Here is a 21065-nt window from a genome sequence, read left to right as displayed (position 1 = left end):
AAAATTGTAGAAAAATTTAGTTTTAGGCTATTGTTAACCCTCCCCCCGGTCAAGAAATGTATTTGGTTAATCAATGCTTTCCCTGCGAGTGTGGTAAAGATCGAACAGGTCGAGGCTGCAAGAACAACGGCTTAGCCGATTCGGCTTGGTCGAAAGGCGGTCTGGCCGCCCGGCCCAATTTCATGTTGCCGTCGATTTTGGAGTGGCCGATGCGGGTGATTCTTCAGGGATGCGCCGCGGTTTTATTTTGCGGCATGGTCGGCGCGGCATTCGCGCAAGCGCCAACACCAACGCCCGTCCCACCGGCGACCACGGTCGAACGCCAGGTCCGGACCCTGGCCAACCGGGACACCCAAATCGGCATCTATCTCAATGTATTACCTGACTGCACGTCGGGGCCATTGCCGACCATCAGGCTGGTCACGCCCCCCACTGCCGGAAAGGTCGTGGTGAAGACGGCGAAGGCCAAGGCCACCAATTACAAGGCCTGCCTGGCGCTCGAGGTGCCGGCCTATGTCGCCTTCTACAAGGCGCCACCGGAATTCCTCGGCGACGACGCCCTGACGATCGAGGTCAAGTACCAGGGCGGTCGTACCGAAATTCAGAAGATCACTGTCAAGGTCAGCGGGCCGGGCAACCAGCAAAAGATCTGACGGCGCGGTCTCAGAGCGGATCGCCCTCGGCCGTTTCCTGCTCCACGTCGCGCGAGACATCGCTCGGTGCTGCAGCGGCGGGCTGGCCAAGCTGCGCCCTTTCCTCATGGCAATCGCTGATTCGGCGAGCGACCACCCGGTCCATCCGCGGCGCCTGACCGTGGACTTCGTTGACCTCGGTATAGGCCTCATCGCTCAGCACGGTGATGACGGTGGAGACCGGCCCCATGTAGTCGCACCGGTTGGAGAAGATGTACTTGTTGCTGATCTTCTCCGGCCTCGAGGAATGGCAGTTTCCGATCGACGGCGACGAGAAGGTCGCCTTCATCGCCTGGGTCGGGTCGACGCAGCGGGTCATCTCGCGCTCGAGCAGCTTCTGCCGCCCGTTCACCAACTCCATCGTCCGCACGAAACGCCACATCCCTTTCCGGAATGTGGGCCCGTTGAAACTCTCCTCGGCGGCGGCGCCGTGCGAAGCGAACAAGGACACGGCAAGCGCGATCACGACGCCAAGCGTGCATGCGCAGACCTTCGACTGCCCGAAGCCCTCACGCGATATCATGTGTTGAATCCTTAATCGGCCGCACGATGCGCATCGCGTGACTTCGGCTTGAAGCACGCCAACCTGACGTCATTTCAGAACACTTCGCGTTAAGGTCAGGTAAACACTCGCCCTTTTGGCTACGAATCTTCACCGTCAAAGGCGAGGCACCGGCCGCAAAACCCAAGCCTTCAGCACGCCGACGCCTGGGCCGGCTGCTCCTGATCTCCGGCTAATGCTGCAAGCGCGCGACGGCCGACTTCTCAGGACTGGCGGCCGCCCCATCCTCGCAGTCGCCGATCCTGGTCGCGACGACCATATCGGTCCTCGGATGCTCGCCGGTGCTGACCTCATTCAGCTCGGTATAGGCCTCGTCACTGCGCACGGTGATCACTGTGCTGACCGCGCCCATGTAATCGCATCGGTGCCCGAAGGTGTATTGATTTCCGACCTTTTCAGGCTTGTCGGAGACGCAGCCTCCGACCGGATCCGGCGAAAACGTCGCCTTCATCGCGAAGGTCGGGTCGACGCAGCGCGTCGTTTCCGCATTCATCACCCGATACTTGAAATTCTTGTTGGCGCTCCGGACGACGTCGAGCGTTCGGATGAAGCGCCACAAGCCCTTGCGGAAGCTCGGGCCGGAAAACGATTGATCGCCCTGCGCTGCCGCGGCCCGGCCGTTAGGGGATTGAGGAGATGCCGTCTGCGCCTGAGCCGTCAGCGCCGACGTCGAGACCATCATCAAGGTCAGTAACGAACCTGCAATTGCACCACGGAAGTTCATTCCCACCCCCGATGTTCGCGCGGCGCCGTTCGCGATGCGATCCGGTCAGGCGCTGAAGCAGTCCCTGCGAAACGACTCAAATACCTCCCACCACTTGCAGGCCAATTGTGGCCAGTAAAGGCACGTTGTCGCAGCCGGGCAGCGTTCAGCTCAATTCCGTTCCACTGCAGCAAACCTGCAACACCCAGCGCCCGAACCCTGTGCTGACCGCTGTCGTAGGTTTGACCTCGGAGGCTTTTTTTGCTCATTTAGCGCCAGTTATTTTTCCTCAATTACTTAGCCTATCGCTGGACGAGGGGGCACTGATGCGTATTCGAATTGGCTACATGGTCGCGGGCATTCTGGCGTTGGGCGCAGCGCTGTCGGGCAATTCCCGGCCGGCGGCGGCCGCGGATCTCGGCCTGATCACCAAGGCACCGGTCGGCACCTGCACCGAGATCGTCTTCACCTGCGAGAATGGCCATCACTATCCGCTGTGCCCGCGCGCCGTGTCGGTCGAGGGCGAAGTGGTCACCGCCTCGCTGATGACCGGTCGTGGCGGCATCCATGTGCGGCACGTTCCGATGGGCGTCGGCTATCGCTATGCTGGCCGCGGCGTCTGGCTGGACGGTTTCCGGGAAAACGCGCTGCTCAACTTCGGCAAGCACCAGCAGGTCGCCTGCACCATCGACCATTCATGAAGCATGATCGGGAAACCTGCTAAGCGGTTTCCCTCGCGACAAACGCAAAGCGTTTGCGCGGAGATCATGTTCAAACAAGAAAGTTGAAGCGCGATCGCGCTTCAGCGCGTGCTCCGCGTCGATTGGCGTGACGCGAAGCACTTTGGTCAGCGCAGCTGCGCCTCACCCCTTGGAGTGGAGCACGACGCGCGACGAGCGCGAGAACATATAGGCCTTGGGATAGACGTAGACCGGGCAGTGATCCTGCCACTGGTAGAGCTGCCAATTCCATTTCCAGCAGCCTGATTCGATCTGAGGCTCCTGGATGTAGTCCAGCCGGTATGGCGGATCGCCGAACGGGTAAACCTCGCCAGATCGCGCCGCCGTCGACGACAGGACGACGATTGAAGCAGCCGCAGCAATGATCACAGAAAATGACTTGTTCATAACGCCCCTCGATCGAATGACGTGACGATGCGAGAGTGCCAAATCCACCGGCCCTGATCAAGGTGCCGGCGGCCACACCTGGACGCGAATCGACCGTTCTATACCGCGCGATTCTGCGTCGGCGAGCGGCCGCCGCCATCGGCGACCAGCACCGCACCCGTGACAAAGGACGCCTCGTCGGAGGCAAGGAACAGGCAGCACGCCGCGATCTCGGCGGGCTCCGCCATCCGCCCCAGCGCGATCCGCCGTTCGACGCTGCGAAACTCCGCGTCAACAGTGGTGTCGTTCTGCTCCGCGAGCAGCTGCATTTCATAGGCGCTCATCGGCGTCCGCACCCAGCCGGGCGCGACCGCATTGGCGCGGATGCCATCGGCGCCGTGCGCGTAGGCCAGCGAGCGCGTATAGGCGACGACCGCCGCCTTGCTCGCGGCATAGCTTGCGCTGTCCGGGCTGGCATTGAACGCCGCAACCGAGGCGACATTCACGATCGCACCGCCGCGCTGCCGGAGCAGCGGCAGCGATGCGCGGCAGACACGCATCGTCCCGGTGAGGTTGACATCAAGCGTTTTGGCCCAGACTTCATCGGATACGGTTGCGGGCTGATCCGGCACGATCAGGCCGGCCGCGTTGACGACGATATCGAGCCAGGCGCCGCAGGCAGTGACGGCTTTCGCAACGTCGTCCGGCCGGGTGACGTCGCCATGGATCGCCTGCCCGCCGCACTCCGCCGCAGCCGCCTGAAGCTCGGCGTCACCGAGACCGAACAACACGACGCGCGCGCCGCTCAATGCGAGCAGCGACGCCGTGGCGCGGCCGATACCCGTAGCTGCGCCGGTCACCAGCGCCGTCTTTCCGTCCAGCCGCGGCATCAGAGCATGATCCGGAAACGTGGAAACCGGTTTTCCGAAAAGATGATGCTCATCTAGATTCCCCACTGCCGTTCGACGGCGAATCCGGTCTCCGGCAAGGTCGAGCCGCCGTCGACGACGATGGTCTGCCCGGTGACGTATTTGGCTTCAGCGGAAGCGAGATAGAGCATCGCGCAGGCGATGTCGTCGGCGCTCCCCATGTGCCCCATCGGAATGAAGCGCTCGAGCTTGGGCTTGTTCTCCGGCGCACTCATGCTGCCGCGGCCCGGTTTCTCGATGAAGCCGGCCTCGACGCCGTTGACCGTGATGCCGTCGCGCGCGAGCTCGAAGGCGGCGCCGCGGATGAACGCGTTGACGCCGGCTTTCGCCGCCGAGTAATGCGCGCCGCCGCCCATCGCGACGCGCGCAGACACCGAGGACGTCACGAGGATGCGCCCGAATCTGTTGGCGCGCATATGCGGCATCGCCGTCTGTGCGAGCCAGATGCTGGCGTTCAGGTTCAGCGCCAGCGTCTCGTCGAGCCTGGCTTCATCGAGCTCCTCAAGCGAGGCCCACGGACAGCCACCGGCATTGTGCACGACGATGTCGAGCCGGCCGTGCTGGGCCGCCACGCCGTCCACCATCGCACGCAAGCTGCTCCGGTCGAGCCGGTCGAACGGGACGCAATGTGCCACCCGTCCTTCGGCTGCCAGGTCACGCGCCAGCGCCTCGGCCACATCGAGCGTCCGGTTTGCGATCACCACGGTCGCACCGGCCTGCGCGAGCCGGGTCACGATAGCGGCGCCGATCCCCCTGCCCCCGCCGGTGACGATGGCAACCCGCCCCTCGAGATTGAACGGTGGCGGCTGCATCAGATTGCTCCCGCGCGGCGCAGCAAATCGATGAACTGCGCGAACACAGCCGTATGCTTGTCGACGTCGCGCGCCGAGGTCGCCGGACACATCAGCAGCATGGTGTGGAACGGGGTCACCAGGATGCCCTCGTTCATGTAGAACGCATGCAGCAAGGTCTCGAGATCGGGTTGCCGGCCTGCAATGACATCGGCGCCGCTGCGCGGCGGATGCGGCATGAACATGATCTCGGCGCGCGCGCCGATCTGCGTGACGTGCCAGGGCAGACCGGCCGCTTCGATCAACCGGCGCGCTTCCTGCGCGAGCCAGGTCGCGGTCCCGATCATCCGCTCGTAATTCGCCGAGGTCAGCACCTTCTCCAGCACCGCACGCATGGTTGCGACCGTCAGCGCGTTGCCGGCCAGCGTGCCGCCGAAGCCGAGATGCGCGGACTGCCGTTCGCGCGGATTGACGTGGGGCACGAGCTTCCACAGCCGTTCCGCAATCTCCTGGCTAAGGCCGAACACGCCGGCGGGAATGCCGCCCGCGATCGCCTTGCCGGCGACGAGAATGTCGGACTCCAGTCCATACGCCTGGCTGTAGCCTCCCGGCCCGCAGGACAAGGTATGCGTCTCGTCGATGATGAGCACGGTGCCGGCACGGCGGGTCAGGTCGCGCAACGCCTCGTGAAATCCGGGATCGACCGGGATCATGCCGAAATTCGTCATCAGCGGCTCGGTCAGCACGCAGGCGACGTCTCCCTGCGCCAGCGCCGCCTCCAGGCCAGCAACGTCGTTGAACTCGACCACACGGCTCACCGCGTCATGATCGATACCGTTGGGATGGATCATGTTGCGCAGGCCGACGCGGCCGTCGCGGATCTCGACATGCGCCTCCTCGACGCCGCCATGATAGCAGCCGGAGAACACCAGCACCTTGCGTCGGCCGGTGATCATGCGCGAGATCCGGATCGCGGCCCGGTTGGCATCGGTCGCCGACGTCGTCAGCGTCCAGTATTTCGGATCGAAGCGGCGCGACAGCTCGGCACCAACCCAGATACTGTCCTCCGTCGGCAGCATCATGGTGGCGCCACGCTTGAGCTGATTGAGCGCTGCCTCCGTCACCGCCTCCGGCGCGTGCCCACACATGCCGCCGGTGTCGCCGAGGCAGAAATCGATATAGTCGCGGCCGTCGATATCCCTGATATGCGCGCCCTGCGCCTCCTCGACATAAACAGGGAAGCCGCCGGCCCAGCGCCGCATCCAGTGCGACGGGCCGCCATAAAGGTAGTGCTGCCGGCCCTGCTGCCAGGCCGCGGTCGAGCGCGGATGCAGCGCGCGAAATCGCTCCTGCTCGGCATCGAGCAATCGGTTCAGAACGCCGGTGCGTTCGGCAGTTGCAGATGTCATAGCGCGATCCAGGCGGTCTTGAGGTCGGTATAGGCGTCGAGCGCGTGTAGCGACTTGTCGCGTCCGAAGCCGGACTGCTTGAAGCCGCCGAGGGGCACCGTGATGTCGGCGCCGCCATAGGCGTTGACGTGCACGACGCCGGCCCGGATGGCGCGCACCATGCGATGCGCAGTCGAGAGGCTTCCGGTCCACACTGCCGATGCAAGTCCGAAAGGCGTCGCGTTGGCCAGGGTGACGGCATCATCCGCGTCGTCGAACCGGGTGACGGACAGCACCGGGCCGAACACCTCCTCGCGCCAGACCTCCATCTTCGGCGTCACCTCGGCGAGGATCGCCGGCGCCATGAAGTTGCCGCCGCTCTCGACGCGGATCTGCTCGCCGCCGACCAGCCGCTGCGCACCCTGCGCTTCGGCGCGGGCGACGGCATCCAGGTTCTTGCGCAGCTGCACTTTGCTTGCGATGGCACCGACATCCGAAATCAGTTCGAGGGGATCACCGACACGGAGCTTGGCGGTCGCGTCAAGCAGCTCTGCCATGAAGCGATCGTAGATCTGCGACTGCACCAGCAGCCGCGAGCCGGCCACGCAGACCTGGCCCGAATTGCGGAAGATGCCGTTCGCCGAGACCTTGGCCGCATGCTTGATGTCGGGCACATCGGCGAACACGATATTGGGCGACTTGCCGCCCAGCTCGAGATGGACGCGTTTCAGGTTCGACCGCGCCGAACATTCCAGCAGCCGCCGGCCGACCGCGCCCGAGCCGGTGAAGGCGAGCACGTCGACGTCCATATGCAGTGCAAGCGCCTCGCCCGCCGATGCGCCGCGGCCGGTGACGACATTGAGCACGCCATCCGGCAAGCCCGCCTCGGTCGCGAGCTCGGCGAGCCGCAGCAGCGTCAGCGAGGCGAGCTCCGGCGGCTTGACCACCACCGAATTTCCGGCGGCGAGCGCGGGGCCGATCTTCCACGCGCCGATCATCAGCGGAAAATTCCAAGGCACGATCACGCCGACGACGCCGAGCGGCTCGCGGTGCACCAGCCCAAGCACGTCGCCTGAGGTCGGCGCGATCTCGCCATACACCTTGTCGATCGCCTCGGCGTAGTAGCGGATGGTGCCGGCCGCCGACAGCGGTTCGGCCTTGTAGGCCATGCCGATCTCGGTGCCATTGTCGCGCACGCCGAGCACCGCGATCTCGAGCGCGTGCTGCTCGATCAGATCGGCGAACCGCAGCAGAACTTTCTTGCGCTGCGCCGGCACCGCCCGCGACCAGCTGCCCTGATCGAAGGCCTGCCGCGCATGTCTCACCGCGGCGTCGATATCGGCCGCATCGCCGTCGGCGATGCTCGTCAGCAGCTGGCCGTCGATCGGCGACACCACATCGAGCCGCGCGTCACCGACCGCCTGCGCGGGTCGGCCGCCGATGAAAAGTTGCTGGGCCGGAATGGAGGCCGAGCGAAGTTGATCGATCTGGGCTTGCTGCATGCGGGATCATTGTGACGGTGGCAAAAGCGGCTCCCGATCGGGATCGCGGGCATGGTGCAATCCTCGCCAAATCAAGGCTTTGGCAGCAATCAACCGATAGGTGGATGTCACCGCAGCCACCGTCCCCATAGCGTGATTGCACGATGGCCGAACGCTCTGCACGCTCGGTGCAAACCAACTCGTCCACATCCCTCACGCCGCCGGCGAGCCGAAGGTCATGCCTGAGATGACAGAGCCCCGTATTCTCCTGATCGGAACGGGAGACACCAAGGCCGACGAACTGCTGTTCATGAGCGAGTGCATCGCGCGTGCCGGCGGCCGCACCATCATGATGGACATCAGCGTGCTCGGTGATCCGCCCTATCAGCCCGCGCATGACAAACACGCGGTGGCGGCCGCCGCGCAGACCACGATCGCGGCGATTGCATCGAGCGGCGACGAGAATTCCGCGATGTCATTGATGGCGGTCGGTGCCGCCAATCTGGCGCGCGAGCTCGCTGCCAACGATGCGATCGACGGCGTGATCGCGATCGGCGGCACGATGGGCACCGATCTTGCGCTCGACGTCGCGCAGGCGCTGCCGCTCGGCCTGCCGAAGCTGATCGTCTCGACCGTCGCGTTCTCGCATCTGATTCCGCCGGAGCGTGTCGCCGCCGATCTGATGATGATCCTGTGGGCCGGCGGGCTCTATGGCCTCAACGGCACCTGCACCGCCGTGCTGTCGCAAGCCTGCGGTGCGATCGTCGGCGCGGCCAGGAGCGCGATCAAGCCGCGCAAGGAGCGGCCGGTCGTTGCGATCACCTCGCTTGGCAAAAGCTGCCTGCGCTACATGGTCGAGCTCAAGCCGCAGCTCGAGCGGCGCGGCTACGAGGTGGTGGTGTTCCACACCACCGGCATGGGCGGCCGCGCGATGGAATCGATCGCAGCCCAGGGTGGCTTTGCGGCGGTGCTGGATCTCTCATTGCAGGAGGTTGCCAACCAGCTCACCGGCTCGGTGGTCAATTCCGGTGCGGACAGGCTGGAGAACGCGGGGAGAGCCGGCATTCCGCAGATCGTCGCTCCCGGGGCGATCGACATGGTCGACTTCCCGGCATGGCTTGGGGTTCCGAAGGAGCTGTCGGATCGTCCATTCCACGCGCATAACCGGCTGCTTGCGTCGGCGACGTCGGGATCCGCCGATCGCCAACGGATCGCCCGCGCGATTGCCCAGAAGCTATCCGGCGCCAGCGCGCCGGTTGCGTTCGTGCTGCCGGCCGGCGGCATCCAGCAATGGGACCGCGAGGGCGAGGCCCTGCACGATCCCGACGCCCTCGCCGCCTTTGTCGACGCGATGCGGTCGGCGGTCCAGGCGCCGGTCGAGTTGCACGAGATCCAGGATCACATCAACAGCGCGGCATTCAACGAAACAGTGCTCGGCATCTTCGACCGCTGGGTCGCGGCCGGCATTGTCCGCCCCGGCCGTACGACGGCCGCCGCATGAGGAGGCCGCACGCCCAAGCGCTGGTGCTCGACTTCGGCGGCGTGATCTCGAAGACGTTGTTCGAGACCCATGACCTGACCGAGCGCGCGCTCGGGCTCGCCCCCTGCACGCTGAAATGGCTCGGACCGTTCGCGCCCGACAGCGATCCGCTTTGGACTGCTATGCAGCGTGGCGAGATTTCCGAGCGGGACTACTGGCTGACCCGCAGCCGCGAGATCGGGCGCATGGTCGGTGAAGACTGGCATGACATGGAAACCTTCGTGAAACGAGCGCGCGGTGCCGATCCCGACACCGTGATCCGCCCCGAGGCGGTGCGCGCGATCGAACTCGCCGCCGATGCCGGGTTCCGGCTCGCCATCCTGTCGAACGAGCTCGACCTGTTCTACGGCGCCGATTTCCGCGACCGCCTGTCCATCCTCAAGCGCTTCGAGACCATCGTCGACGCGACCCATACCGGGATCCTGAAACCCGATTCCCGTGCCTATCAAAGCGTGCTGGACGAACTGGCGCTGGAGGCAGACAATTGCGTCTTCGTCGACGACCAGCGCCGCAACATCGTGGGCGCCGCCGCGTGCAACATGCGCACGGTGCTGTTTGATGTGCGCAACCCGGCCGCGTCCTATGGCGAGGCGCTGCGGCATTTCGGGCTGCAATTCGAGTAACAGAGAGCGATCATGCGCGACAGAAACTTCCTGGTTGAGAACAACGCCAAGCCGATCTGGCACCCGATGGCCCATCCCGCCGAGATGCGAGCGCAGCCGCCGCGGATCGTGATGAAGGGCGAAGGCGTCGAAGTCACCGACATCGACGGCAAGACCGTGATCGATGCGGTCGGCGGGTTGTGGAACGTCAATCTCGGCTACAGCTGCGATCCGATCAAGCAGGCGATCGCTGACCAACTCGGCGCCCTGCCGTATTATTCGGGCTTCCGCGGCACCTCATCCGGTCCCTCGATCGAACTCGCCTACGAGCTCACCGAATGGTTCAAGCCGGAAGGCATGGTGCGCGCCTTCTTCACCTCGGGTGGATCGGACTCGGTCGAGACCGCGCTGCGGCTGGCGCGGCAATACTGGAAGATCAAGGGCCAGGCCGATCGCACCAAATTCCTGGCGCTGAAGAAAGGCTATCACGGCACCCATTTCGGCGGCGCGTCGGTCAATGGCAACGCCAATTTCCGCCGCAACTATGAGCCGATGCTGCCGGGCGTCTTTCATATCCCTGCGCCGTCGACCTATCGCAATCCCTTCAACGAGACCGATCCCGCCAAGCTCGCGCAGCTCTGCGCGGCGGCGATGGAGGAGGAGATCGCGTTCCAGGGCGCCGACACCATCGCCGCCTTCATCATGGAGCCGGTGCTCGGGGCCGGTGGCGTAATCGTGCCGCCGGACAGTTTCATGAAGCTGGTACGCGAGATCTGCGACCGTCACGGCATCCTGATGATCGCCGACGAGGTCGTCACCGGCTTCGGACGCACCGGCGCATGGTCGGGCTCGCGGCTGTGGGGCGTGAAGCCGGACATGATGACGATGGCCAAGGCGATCACCTCAGGCTATTTCCCGCTCGGCGCCACGCTGATCGGCGAGCAGGTCGCGGAAACGTTCGAGGCTGACACGACGACGTTCGGCTCGATCGGCCATGGCTATACCTATTCGGGCCATCCGGTTGGCTGCGCCGCCGGCCTTGCGGCACTCGCCGAGACCCGCCGCCTCAAGCTCGACGAGAATGCTGCCGCGCGCGGCAAGGACCTCGCGCAGGCGCTGGCCGCGCTCAAGGCGAAACATGCGCTGGTCGGCGATGTCAGGGGCAAGGGCCTGATGGCCGCGCTCGAGCTGGTTGCCGATCGCGACAGCAAAAAGCCAGCCGACAAGAAGACGATGGCCAAGGTCGCCGACGCCGCCTACGAGGCGGGCGTGATGTTGCGGGTCTCCGGCAACAACCTCATCCTGTCCCCGCCCCTCATCCTGACGACGGCCGACGTGAAGCGGATTGCCGAAGGGATCGACGCCGGCCTCTCAGCGGCCGGCTGACAATGCGCTGACGCACGCCATGGCGCGCTCGAACACCGCGCCATCGGCCTTGTCGCGATCGAGGCAGTCGGCCAGCGATGCGGCCGACATGGTCTGAACCGTGCAGAAGATCCGCATGAAGTCGGCGGCGAGCGCGACCTTGCGCGGCGCGGATTGGTGCTCCCAGTCGCTGCTGCTCAGATAGAGCAAGGACGCATCGTCAGTGCTGTCGTTCGATAAAGCCGCCGCACCAAGCGCGGCTGGCGCCAACGCCAACAACGCCAGCAGAGCGCCAGCCATCGCTCCGGCGCGATGCACGCGGCCCCTCACTTGCTCTCCCTGGCGTTCACCATCGGCGGCACGTCGAGCGCGGGATTGCGATCGAAGAAGTTGAACGGACGCAGCCGGAAGCCATGCCACAGGCCGGGCATCACAGGCCAATCCTCGGCGCGCGGCACGTGGCGGAAGCCGACAGTGTACCACAGCACAAGGTCGCGATCCTCGATCGGCCGCTTCGCCGCGGTCCATTTCGGCAGGCCATCGACCTCGGGGTTTTCATTCGGATACATGCCCGCGGCGTAGCGCTCGTCCCGGGCATAGGCCGAGGTCCACAGCGTGTAAGCGCTGAAGCCGGCGCGCAGCTGGATCGGATCGTCCTTGGCCAACAGCGAGACGTCGGAATGGCCGGGCATGATCTGGTAGCTGGTGCGGTAGCCGCGGCTGTTGGTCTTGCCCGTGCTCTCGATCCTGAACTGCGCCGCGTTCAGCGGCGTCGTGATCGGTCCTTCGGTCGTGACCGGCTTGGTGTCGACCTGCCAGAGGCTCTTGCGCTGGCCCTGCTCCAGCCGGCGGACACTGAAGCGGTCCTCGACCAGGCGGTTCGCGGTACCGTCGACGTCCATGTCGATCCGGAACGTCATGTAGTGATCGTGGTTGACGGCCAGCAGCCCCTCGTCGACCAGCGTTCCGTAGGCGGTATCCTGCGCGGCGGTCGGGTCGCTCAGTGTCTTGCTCGCCACGCCCTTGGTGGCGTCGATGCCGTAGGCGCCGAGCTTGACGTCGATGTTGCCGGCACGGTCGAACACATAGTCGACCAGATAGTCGTAATTGCCGACCACCGGCGCCATCCGCACCACCAGCTCATTGTTCGGCCGCACCTCGGCGGTGTTGTTGAGCAATTCGCTATGCCGCCAGATCGGATCGCCGGTCGGCCGCTCGAAGATGCAGACCGCGCCCTTGGAGACGACAGGCGCGCCCTTGGTGTCCGAGATCGTCAGGTCGAGATAATGCGCGCCTTCTGGGCAATCCACGCCGCGCTGCAATTCGCTGGAGAGCACGCCAAAGCCGTACTCGCCGATATCCATATAGGCGCGGAACGACCAGGTCGGCGCCGGATCCATATAAGGCACGAACATCTCGCTCGCCGACATCTGGTAGGCGATGTCGCGGAGCGTGCCGTGGTCGTCATAGCGGATCAGCGACAGCACGGCGCCGACGCGCGGCTCGAGACGGACATGAAACGACCAATTGTCCCAGCGGACCTGGCCGCCCTCCACCTTCACATTGCTGCCCTCGGGCGCACTGATTTCGATCGGCTTCGGCGGCTTGCGGTATTTGCCGGAGTCGGCATAGGCGTGCGACGGCGTCTGCGGCGGTGGCGGCACCACGCCGAGATCGGTCACCGACAGCACCGTCTTGCTCTTGAGATCGACCTGGGCGAACAGGTTTTCGATCGGCTTGCCCCAGAGATTGTTGCCGGCGCCCGTGGTGTCGACGCAGGGCACGTTGAGCAGGCGTCGGCCCTTCAGGGCCGGATCGGTCACCGGCCCGACCGTCAGCGGCAGGCACAGCACGTTCTTGAAATCGGTGATGCCACGCTTGGCCATCGCCGCGATCCAGCGCGGGTCCTGCTTCGGAAGATCGCCGGCGGACATCAGCTCATCAATGGTCAGCGCCGCCTCATGATCCCTGATCTCCTCCCAGCCGACGAGGCTGCGCGCAGCGAGGTCGATATGCGCCTCGTAGAGGTGCCCGCCGCTCAACAGCGTCGCGTTGGCGCGGCGTGCGAATGGCTGTCCGGGCTTCCACGCCCGCACCTCGTCCTTGGGATCCTCCTCGACCGTCATCGAGACGACCCGCGTCGCATCGTCGAGCCTGCCGGCGCCGCGGAGGATTTCGGAGACCGAACGGATCTCGTCCGTCGTCAGCCCGTCCATCGGGTGCGTCGCGGCCGCCTGCGGCCACATCCTGCGCTCGGCCTGCACCGATGGCGGCGCCGCCAATGTCGCCGCGACCAGGCCGGCCAACGCCCATCCGCCATGCCGGGATATCAGAGCCATCGTGCCCTCCACTCAAAGCCAGAACGGTCAGAATACAAGCAAAGGTGACGGCGTGAAGGCCCGCTTTATCCGGTAACCCGTTCCGACGCGGCCGGCAGGATCGCGGCCGTAGCCGTGCGTGGCGCGGCCCGGTGGACATCGAGCAGCCGCACGCCGAGACGATCGCGCAAGGCCGGCCAGATGCCGCGCGGCGCCACGATCATCACGACGACGGCGATGACGCCGAGCCCGACCAAGTACCAGCCGCCGGACAGGCCGAGTGGCCCGGTCATCAGCTCGCGCAGGCCGAAAAAGATGATAACGCCGAGGATCGGGCCTTCCAGCGTGCCGATGCCGCCGATGATCACGATGAACATCATGTAGACCGACCAGTTGACGTCGAATGCCGCCAGCGGCGCGATGAACAGATTGCCCATGAAGCTGAGCGCACCGGCAAGCCCGCATCCCGCCGCCGAGAGCACGAAAGCGATGAATCGGTTGTGCCGGACGTCGACACCGACGCTCATCGCGGCGAGATCATTGTCGCGCACGCTCATCAGCCCGAGCCCGAAGCTCGAGGTCATCATCCGGTACAGCGCCGCGATGGTGACCAGCGTCAGGCCGCCGGCGAGCCAAAACATCGTGGGCTCGAACCAATCGAAATCGATCAGCTTGCTGGTGGCCAGCGGCACCCCAGACGTACCTCCGACGGCCTGCGACTTCATCGTGAAGGCGCCGATGATCTCGGCGAACACCCACATTGCAATCGAGAAATAGGCGTCGCGCAGCCGAAACAGCGGAAAGGCGATGATCGCCGCAACCGCCGCCGCCACCAGCGGCGCCACCGGCAAGACCCAGATCGGGGTGACTTCGAGCCAGCCCGAGGTCAGGAATAGCGCATATGCGCCGAAGGCGATGAAGACCTGATGGCCGAGCGACACCAGCCCGGCATAGCCCGCCAGCAGGTTCCACATCTGCGCCATCGTCAGCAGCAGCAGGCATTCGGTCGCGAGCCGCAGAATGCCCTCGTTCAGCACGAAGGGCGCGCCGGCGATGATCGCAGCCAGCACGATGGTGGAGGCCAGAAGAATTGTCCGGGTTGGCATCGGCATCAAACCCTGCTCGACACGAGACCCGACGGGCGGATCAGCAGCATGATGAAGAACAGGAGGTGCGCATACAGCAGCCCGGCATTCGGATCGATCTTCAGCCCGATCAACTGCGCCATGCCGAGCGCGATGCCGCCGAGCAGCGCGCCCCAGAACGAGCCGAGCCCGCCGAGCACCACGACCTCAAAGGCGATCAAGAGCCGCTCGGCGCCCGAGAACGGCGTGAAGCTCGAGCGCACCGCGAGCAGCACGCCGCCGATCGCGCCGAGCGCCAGCGACAGGCCCATCACGTAGTTATAGACCCGGTCCGGTTTGACCCCGGACAGCCGGACGATGTCGCGGCGGTCGGCGGTGGCACGCACGATCCGCCCGAACTCGGTGTGGCGCAGTACGAGCTGCAGCGCCATGAACAGCAATGCGGCGAGCACCAGGGTCAGCAGCGGCATGATCCCGATGTTGAGGCCGGCGACCTCGAGGCTGGCGCGGGAGAGCTCGCCGACTTGGAGGCTGCGCACGTCGGCGCCGAAGATCTCGACCATGACGTTGCGCAGGATCACCGACACGCCGAAGGTGAGCAGCAACGGCGACAGCGGATCGGGCGACGTCACGACGCGGTTGACGATCACAGCCTGGTAGAGCCAGCCGACCGCAAACGACAGCGCGATCACCGGGATCAGCATCAACAGCGGCGAGACCTGCGGAAACATATTGGAAAGTAGCACGGCGCAGAACGCACTCAGCACCATGAACTCGCCATGGGCGATGTTGACGACGCGCATCACGCCGAACACCAGCGCGAGCCCGATGCCGAGCAGGCCGTAGAGCCCGCCCAGCAAGGCTCCGTTGATCAATGTCTCAACCCAGATCATGTCATGACAATCCTGGCTAGTTTCCGAAATAGGCGTGGGTCAGCTGCTCCGGCTGCAACCCTTGCGCCGGGCCGGTCAGCGACACCCGCCCCTTCAACAGGCAATAGATCCGCTCGGAGGTCGCGAGCGCGCGCTTGACGTCCTGCTCGACCAGCACCACCGCAGTCCCCTCGCGGCGGATGTCGGCAAAGGAGCGATAGATCTGCTCGACCACGACGGGCGCGAGCCCGAGCGAGATCTCGTCGCACAGCAAGAGGCGCGGGTTCGACATCAGCGCACGGCCGATCGCCGCCATCTGCTGCTGGCCGCCGGAGAGCTGGCCGGGAAACATCCGCCGCCGCTCCTCAAGTATTGGAAACAGGTCGAACACCCGCCGCAAGGTCCAGCTGCCCTTGCGCCGGTTGACGCTGCCCATCAAGAGGTTCTCCTCGATCGTCAGCGAGTCGAACAGCAGGCGCCCCTCGGGCACCATGATGAGGCCGAGCCGCGAGACGTCTTCGGCCGGCATCTGCGAGATGTCGATGCCGTCGAAATGCACCGCTCCGCGCCGCTCTTCGTTGAGCCCGACCAGGGCCTTCAGGAACGTCGACTTGCCGGCGCCGTTGGCGCCGACCAGCGCCACCGCCTCGCCATCCGCGACGGTGAAGTTCATGTCGAACACGGCCTGGAGATCGCCGTAGAAGATCTGCAGGCCGTTCACATCAAGCAACGCCATCGGCCTTCAATCCCATATAGATCTCGCGCACCACCGCGCTGTCCATGACCTCCGCCGGCGGCCCCTCGAGCACCTTGCGGCCGAAATCGAGCACCAGGATGCGATCCGACACCGCACGCAAAGCGTGCGGAATGTGCTCGATCCAGATCATGGCGTGGTCGGCCTTCACCGACTTGATGATCGCGACCAGACGCTCGACCTCGGGCTCGGTCAGTCCGGCCGCGATCTCGTCGAGCAGGATCAGCTTGGGCTTCGAGGCCAGTGCCTTGGCGAATTCCAGCCGCTTGCGATCGATCAGAGGCAAGGCGCCGGCGAGCTTGTCCGCCTTGGCGTCGAGCCCGGTCCGCTGCAACACTTCCATGGTCCAGCTCGACGCCGCCTCGCCATAGAGGCCGGCGCCATAGGACGCTGCGACCAACGCGTTCTCGTAGACCGAGAGATGCGGGAACGGCTGCGGGATCTGGAACGCGCGCCCGAGCCCCATCCGCGCCCGGCGATGCGGCGGCAACCCTGTTATCTCCTTGTCGTCGAGCATGATCGACCCGTCGTCGGCCGTAAGCAGGCCGACGATCAGGTTGAGCAGCGAGCTCTTGCCGGCGCCGTTGGGGCCGATCACGCCAAGGCATTCGCCGCGCGCCAGCGCGAAGCTGACATTGTCGGCGACCACGATCTCGCCGAAACGCTTCGAGAGCCCGCTGACGCGCAGAAGCGGTGCCATCTCAGGCCAGCTTGGAGAGCAGCTGGAGATCGGCCTGCTTCGGGATGAACGGCGCGGTGCCGTTGTGCACGATCAAGAGCTCGTATTTCGACTTGCCGCCCTTGGTCTTGCGCCACTGCCCGCCCGACAGCGAGGTCACCGCGACGTTCTTGATCGGGCTGTCCTTGAACTTCACCCGGCCGACCACGGTCTCCATGTCGAGGCCGGCGATCGCGTCGCGCAGCGAGTTCTTGTCCTTGGGATCGCTGTTCTGCAGCGCCGCGAGCCCGACCTCCCACAGCGCATGCGCATAGCCGATCGGCTGGGTCCACTGCTTGCCGGTGGTCTTCTCCCACTCGGCGGCGAGTTCGGCGGCGCTCTGTCCGGTCAGCGACGACTTGAACGGATAGGCCGGCGTCCACCACACCTCGGTCGACATGCCGTCGCCGCGATCGCCGAGCGCGTTCACTGCGGCCGGGAACAGGAAGGCCGCCGCCACCGTGCAGATCTGCGGCTTGAAGCCGGCCTGCGCCGCCTGGTTCCACAGCGTCACCCAGTGATTGCTGAAGGTAAAGCCGGAGACGATGTCGACACCGTTGTTCTTGAACAGCGCTATTTGATTGGTGAAATCGTCGGTCGCGATCTGGAATTTGCCGGCAGAGAACTCTTGATAACCAGCCCCCGAGATGCCCGCCGGCAGACCAAGTTTGGGATCGGAGAACGCCTGGCCCGGTGGGTTGTCGATATAGAGCGTGCCGACCTTCTTGTTGGTCTCGACCGACTGCCACATGCCGAGGAAGTTCCTGGCGACGTCGTCGGCGCCCCAGAAGAAATGGTAGCTGTAGGGAAAGCCCTTGTCCGGCGTCGACTTGCGCGGGAACATCCAGCCCTGCCACGGCACCTGGGTCGAGATCGTCGGAATGCCGCGGGCATCGGCAAGCTCCTGCACCGGCGGCTGGGCGTCGCCGTCCTCGATCAGGATCAGGTCGCATTTTTCCCGCAGCACGAGCTCACTTGCGATCACCGACGAGCGGTTCGGATCGGACTGATTGTCCTTGAACACCAGCTCGACCTGGTAGGTCTTGCCGCCGATCTTCAGGCCGTCCTTCAGTCGCACCTTGATGCGCTCATGGATCCAGGGATCGGGCTCGGCGAACTGGGCGCGGACGCCGGACAGGCAGCCGACCCAGCCGATCTTGATGGTGTTGCCGGCGGCGCGTGCGACGTTGACCAGCGGTACGTTCATCGCGGATGCAAGACCGGTGGCACCCGCCGCTTTCAGCAGCGTGCGCCGGTCGAACCGGCCGGACGCTGTCGTTTTTGAATTCTCAGTCATGTCCCTCTCCCCTGAAACAATTGTCTGAACTACGTCTCGCTCGTCTTTGAGCATGATCTTTTCGGAACCACTTCGCACTTTTCCGGATCATGCTTCAGGCCGCCGATCTTTGAATCGCGTTGCGGCTCACCGCGGCAAATTTGCACAAGGTGTTCTCGATGATCTGGCGCGGGATGCCGTGCACGATGAAGACGAGCCGCGAGCGCCGATCCGCAGATGGCCAGCCGGCAAGCGTGATCGGCGGATGGAACACGTGCTGCACGCCATGCACCACCAGCGGCGCATCGGGCTGCTCGGCGACATGCACGATGGCCTTGAAGCGCAGCAGGTCCTCGCCCTTCAGCGCGGCGACATAGTCGAGCCAGCGTATGAACGCCTCACGCTGGATCGGCTCGTCGATAACAAGACTGTAGGACGACACGCCGGCGTCGTGGGTATGGTGGCTGTGATGCCCACATGTCTCGTCGTCGCAATCATGATCCGCGTGATGATGCGGCGCGCTCGCCGCCTGCGCTGCCAGATCGAACCAGCTGACGACATCGGCGGATCGGGCTGACGGATCGAACAGCCCGGCATCGAGAACCTTCGCTGGATCGACGATCCCGTTCCGCACGTGAGACCGCGTCGCGACCGGATTGATCGCCGCAAGTTGGACATCGAGCCGAGACAATTCATCATCAGCGGCGAGATCGGTCTTGGTCACCAGCAGCCGGTCGGCCACCGCGATCTGCCTGACGGCCTCGCCGTGCATCTCGAGCGTGCGCGCACCGTTGACGGCATCGACGGTCGCGACCACGCCGTCGATTCGGTAGCGGCCGACGATATCGGGCGCCGTCATCAGCGTGTGCAGCACCGGCACGGGATCGGCGAGCCCGGTGGTCTCGACCAGCACACGGTGGAACGGTGGGATCGTGCCAGCGGCGCGGCGTGACGCGAGGTCAGCCAGCGTCTCGATCAGATCCTCGCGCACCGAGCAGCAGATGCAGCCATTGTCGAGCAGCGCCAGGCGATCCTCGCTGCTCTCGACCAGCAGATGATCCAGCGCCACCTCGCCGAACTCATTGATGATGGCGACGACGCCGTTGAGCTCCTTCTGCCGCAGCAGATGGTTCAGCACCGTGGTCTTGCCGCTGCCGAGGAAGCCGGTCAGCACCGTGACCGGGATCTGATCCATTGCTGCCATCACTTGCCCCGCTCGTAGACCTTGCGGCCCTCGAAGAAGGTCATTTCGACCCGCGTATCGGCCAATTGATCCGGCGGGATGTCGAAGATCATCTGGTCGAGCACGATCAGATCGGCCGATTTGCCGACCTCGATCGAGCCGATCGACTGGCCGAGCCCGGCCGCGCGCGCGGCGTCGATGGTGTAGATGTCGATCACGGTGGTGAGATCGAGCGCCTGCTCCGCCCACAGCGACTTGCCGGGAAAATCGCCGGTGGGGTTTTGCCTTGTCACCATGCCCTCAATGCCCTGCCAGGGATCGGGGATCGGGATGACAGGCCAGTCCGAGCCGCCGGCCATCAACGCGCCAGCCTCCTTCAAATCCTTGTTCGGCCAGAAGCGCTGTGCGCGCTCCTCGCCCATCGCGGCCTTGTGTGCCTCGAGGAAGACGGTCGGATACCAGATGATCGGCGACAGGTCGGCCGCGACGCCGAGTTCGGCGAAGCGCTTGATGTCATCAGGCGCGATGTAGCTCGCATGTGCGATCTGATGGACCAGATGGGTTGGGCCGTTGAAGCTGCGCACGACGTCGATGGCGTCGAGCGCCTGCGTCACCGCGGCATCTCCCGCGCAATGGATCTTGGCGGCAAGGCCGAGCTTCTCGCAGCGCCCGAGCCAGCGGATCAGGTCCGGCACGGTCAGCATGGTGGCGCCGCGGAAGCAGCAGCCGCGTACGGGATCGGCGACATACGGCTCGTGGAACGCCGCGGTCTTGGCGCCCGGCACGCCGTCGAGGAACACCTTCACATAGTCGGGCTTCACATGCGCGCCGCGGTAATCCTCGCGCAACGCAAACAGTTCCTCGCCGGCCTTGCCGAACATAAAGCCCGGCTCGACCACCGGCATCGCGCAGACCGCCCAGGCGGTGAGCTCGCCGCGATCGTCGAGCCCCTTCAGCGCCGCCATGATCGGTTGCATGCTGGCGGCGTCGATGAAGGCGGTGACACCATAGGCATTCAGCACCGAGATCGAACGAGCCACCGCCGCGCGGTCCATCTCGGCCGTGTAGTGACCTGACGCCGCCAGCGCGCGCTCGACGAGGCCGGAGGCAGCCTCGATCATGATCCCGGTCAAAGTCCCGGTCTTGAGGTCGCGGCCGATCTCGCCGTCGGTCGGATCGGAGGTGGTGGCCTGTACGCCGGCGAGCCGCAGCGCCGCCGAGCTCGCCCAGCGATTGTGATAGGTGTCATCGCGCAGCACGACAGGATGTCCGAGACACGCCGCATCGAGCAGCGCGCAGGACTCCGCGGTGTTCATCTCGTTCAGCAGATTGTTGCCGAACTGCCCGCCGACGATCCAGGCGCCGGGCTTGGCCACCGACGCCGCCTTGTGCAGGGTCTCGGCGATCCTAGGAATGCTGTCGGCGTTGGAGAAGCGCAGCTCGTAGAGATCGGCCTGCCCGCCCATCATGATGTGATTGTGGATGTCGACGATCCCCGGCATCGCCATCCGGCCACCGAGATCGACCGATGCCGTCCCCTCGCCGGCCAGCGCCGCGACATCGCGCTCCTCGCCGACGGCGATGAACCGGCCGGCCTTGACGGCCGCGCAGGTCGCCCAGGGCTGCGCCCGGTTCGACGTGTAGATCCGGCCGTTGCGGAAGACCGTGTCGGCGAATGTCCTGGTCATGCGGATCAACTT

At 65.1% G+C, this 21065-nt stretch carries 21 protein-coding genes; 5 read left to right on the top strand and 16 right to left on the bottom strand.

Features of this window, described 5'->3' with window-relative positions; translation table 11 throughout:
* Positions 1-56: 56 nt before the first annotated feature.
* Positions 57-653 carry a hypothetical protein gene (locus JQ616_RS39560; protein WP_249137795.1) on the top strand — a complete coding sequence of 199 codons (597 nt, stop codon included), beginning with the start codon at positions 57-59 and terminating at the stop codon, positions 651-653.
* 10 nt (positions 654-663) lie between these two features.
* Here JQ616_RS39560 and JQ616_RS37025 read toward each other — a convergent pair whose 3' ends face one another.
* Positions 664-1215 carry a DUF3617 domain-containing protein gene (locus tag JQ616_RS37025; RefSeq protein WP_212023109.1) on the bottom strand — a complete coding sequence of 184 codons (552 nt, stop codon included), beginning with the start codon at positions 1213-1215 and terminating at the stop codon, positions 664-666.
* Between the two features lie 211 nt (positions 1216-1426).
* On the bottom strand, positions 1427-1978 hold the full coding sequence (locus JQ616_RS37020) for a DUF3617 domain-containing protein (protein WP_212023108.1): 552 nt from the start codon (positions 1976-1978) through the stop codon (positions 1427-1429).
* Between the two features lie 305 nt (positions 1979-2283).
* Here JQ616_RS37020 and JQ616_RS37015 point away from each other — a divergent pair, with 305 nt between their 5' ends.
* Positions 2284-2658 carry a hypothetical protein gene (locus tag JQ616_RS37015; protein WP_212023107.1) on the top strand — a complete coding sequence of 125 codons (375 nt, stop codon included), beginning with the start codon at positions 2284-2286 and terminating at the stop codon, positions 2656-2658.
* Positions 2659-2820: 162 nt separating this feature from the next.
* On the opposite strand, the gene JQ616_RS37010 is transcribed toward JQ616_RS37015, so the two are convergent.
* From JQ616_RS37010 to JQ616_RS36990, 5 genes are all read right to left on the bottom strand, one after another.
* Positions 2821-3084 (bottom strand): hypothetical protein, encoded by a 264-nt coding sequence (locus JQ616_RS37010; RefSeq protein ID WP_212023106.1) that lies wholly within the window; start codon positions 3082-3084, stop codon positions 2821-2823.
* A gap of 98 nt (positions 3085-3182) precedes the next feature.
* Complete coding sequence (locus JQ616_RS37005) at positions 3183-3953, bottom strand: SDR family NAD(P)-dependent oxidoreductase (RefSeq protein WP_212023105.1); 771 nt, start codon at positions 3951-3953, stop codon at positions 3183-3185.
* Between the two features lie 53 nt (positions 3954-4006).
* A complete protein-coding gene (locus JQ616_RS37000; protein ID WP_212023104.1) occupies positions 4007-4804 on the bottom strand; it encodes an SDR family oxidoreductase in 798 nt (265 codons plus the stop codon).
* On the bottom strand, positions 4804-6192 hold the full coding sequence (locus tag JQ616_RS36995; protein WP_212023103.1) for a transaminase: 1389 nt from the start codon (positions 6190-6192) through the stop codon (positions 4804-4806). The genes JQ616_RS37000 and JQ616_RS36995 overlap by 1 nt, the downstream gene beginning before the upstream one ends.
* Entirely contained in the window at positions 6189-7673 is a 1485-nt protein-coding gene (locus tag JQ616_RS36990) for an aldehyde dehydrogenase (protein WP_212023102.1), read from the bottom strand. Before JQ616_RS36990 ends, JQ616_RS36995 begins: the two co-directional genes overlap by 4 nt.
* Before the next feature lie 217 nt (positions 7674-7890).
* On the opposite strand from JQ616_RS36990, the gene JQ616_RS36985 reads away from it, so the two are divergent.
* The 3 genes from JQ616_RS36985 to JQ616_RS36975 are packed head-to-tail and all read left to right on the top strand — an operon-like array spanning position 7891 to position 11180.
* Positions 7891-9153 carry a Tm-1-like ATP-binding domain-containing protein gene (locus tag JQ616_RS36985; RefSeq protein WP_212023101.1) on the top strand — a complete coding sequence of 421 codons (1263 nt, stop codon included), beginning with the start codon at positions 7891-7893 and terminating at the stop codon, positions 9151-9153.
* Positions 9150-9815 carry an HAD family hydrolase gene (locus tag JQ616_RS36980; RefSeq protein WP_212023100.1) on the top strand — a complete coding sequence of 222 codons (666 nt, stop codon included), beginning with the start codon at positions 9150-9152 and terminating at the stop codon, positions 9813-9815. Before JQ616_RS36985 ends, JQ616_RS36980 begins: the two co-directional genes overlap by 4 nt.
* A gap of 12 nt (positions 9816-9827) precedes the next feature.
* Positions 9828-11180: an aminotransferase class III-fold pyridoxal phosphate-dependent enzyme gene (locus JQ616_RS36975; protein ID WP_212023099.1), complete on the top strand. Its 1353-nt coding sequence runs from the start codon at positions 9828-9830 to the stop codon at positions 11178-11180.
* Here the strand turns inward: JQ616_RS36975 and JQ616_RS36970 are convergent.
* From JQ616_RS36970 to JQ616_RS36930, 9 genes are all read right to left on the bottom strand, one after another.
* Entirely contained in the window at positions 11166-11459 is a 294-nt protein-coding gene (locus tag JQ616_RS36970; RefSeq protein WP_212023098.1) for a hypothetical protein, read from the bottom strand. The genes JQ616_RS36975 and JQ616_RS36970 overlap by 15 nt on opposite strands.
* A gap of 26 nt (positions 11460-11485) precedes the next feature.
* Positions 11486-13498 carry a tyramine oxidase gene (locus JQ616_RS36965; RefSeq protein ID WP_212023097.1) on the bottom strand — a complete coding sequence of 671 codons (2013 nt, stop codon included), beginning with the start codon at positions 13496-13498 and terminating at the stop codon, positions 11486-11488.
* A 65-nt stretch (positions 13499-13563) separates the two neighbouring features.
* Positions 13564-14589: a branched-chain amino acid ABC transporter permease gene (locus JQ616_RS36960; protein ID WP_249137793.1), complete on the bottom strand. Its 1026-nt coding sequence runs from the start codon at positions 14587-14589 to the stop codon at positions 13564-13566.
* Complete coding sequence (locus tag JQ616_RS36955) at positions 14589-15455, bottom strand: branched-chain amino acid ABC transporter permease (RefSeq protein WP_212023095.1); 867 nt, start codon at positions 15453-15455, stop codon at positions 14589-14591. The genes JQ616_RS36960 and JQ616_RS36955 overlap by 1 nt, the downstream gene beginning before the upstream one ends.
* A 16-nt stretch (positions 15456-15471) precedes the next feature.
* Complete coding sequence (locus JQ616_RS36950; protein WP_212023094.1) at positions 15472-16170, bottom strand: ABC transporter ATP-binding protein; 699 nt, start codon at positions 16168-16170, stop codon at positions 15472-15474.
* Positions 16157-16888, bottom strand: coding sequence for an ABC transporter ATP-binding protein (locus JQ616_RS36945; RefSeq protein WP_212023093.1), 732 nt, complete (start codon positions 16886-16888; stop codon positions 16157-16159). The genes JQ616_RS36950 and JQ616_RS36945 overlap by 14 nt, the downstream gene beginning before the upstream one ends.
* A gap of 1 nt (position 16889) precedes the next feature.
* The gene (locus JQ616_RS36940) at positions 16890-18203 is read right to left on the bottom strand and encodes an ABC transporter substrate-binding protein (protein ID WP_249137791.1); all 1314 of its coding nucleotides are present in this window, start codon (positions 18201-18203) and stop codon (positions 16890-16892) included.
* 94 nt (positions 18204-18297) lie between these two features.
* Positions 18298-19386 carry a CobW family GTP-binding protein gene (locus JQ616_RS36935; RefSeq protein WP_212023092.1) on the bottom strand — a complete coding sequence of 363 codons (1089 nt, stop codon included), beginning with the start codon at positions 19384-19386 and terminating at the stop codon, positions 18298-18300.
* Complete coding sequence (locus JQ616_RS36930; RefSeq protein ID WP_212023091.1) at positions 19386-21053, bottom strand: amidohydrolase; 1668 nt, start codon at positions 21051-21053, stop codon at positions 19386-19388. The genes JQ616_RS36935 and JQ616_RS36930 overlap by 1 nt, the downstream gene beginning before the upstream one ends.
* Between the last annotated feature and the right edge of the window lie 12 nt (positions 21054-21065).

It is taken from the genome of Bradyrhizobium tropiciagri (assembly GCF_018130545.1).
GTDB classification, from domain to species: Bacteria; Pseudomonadota; Alphaproteobacteria; order Rhizobiales; family Xanthobacteraceae; genus Bradyrhizobium; species Bradyrhizobium tropiciagri_A.
This window is presented reverse-complemented; position numbering and strand designations above follow the sequence as displayed.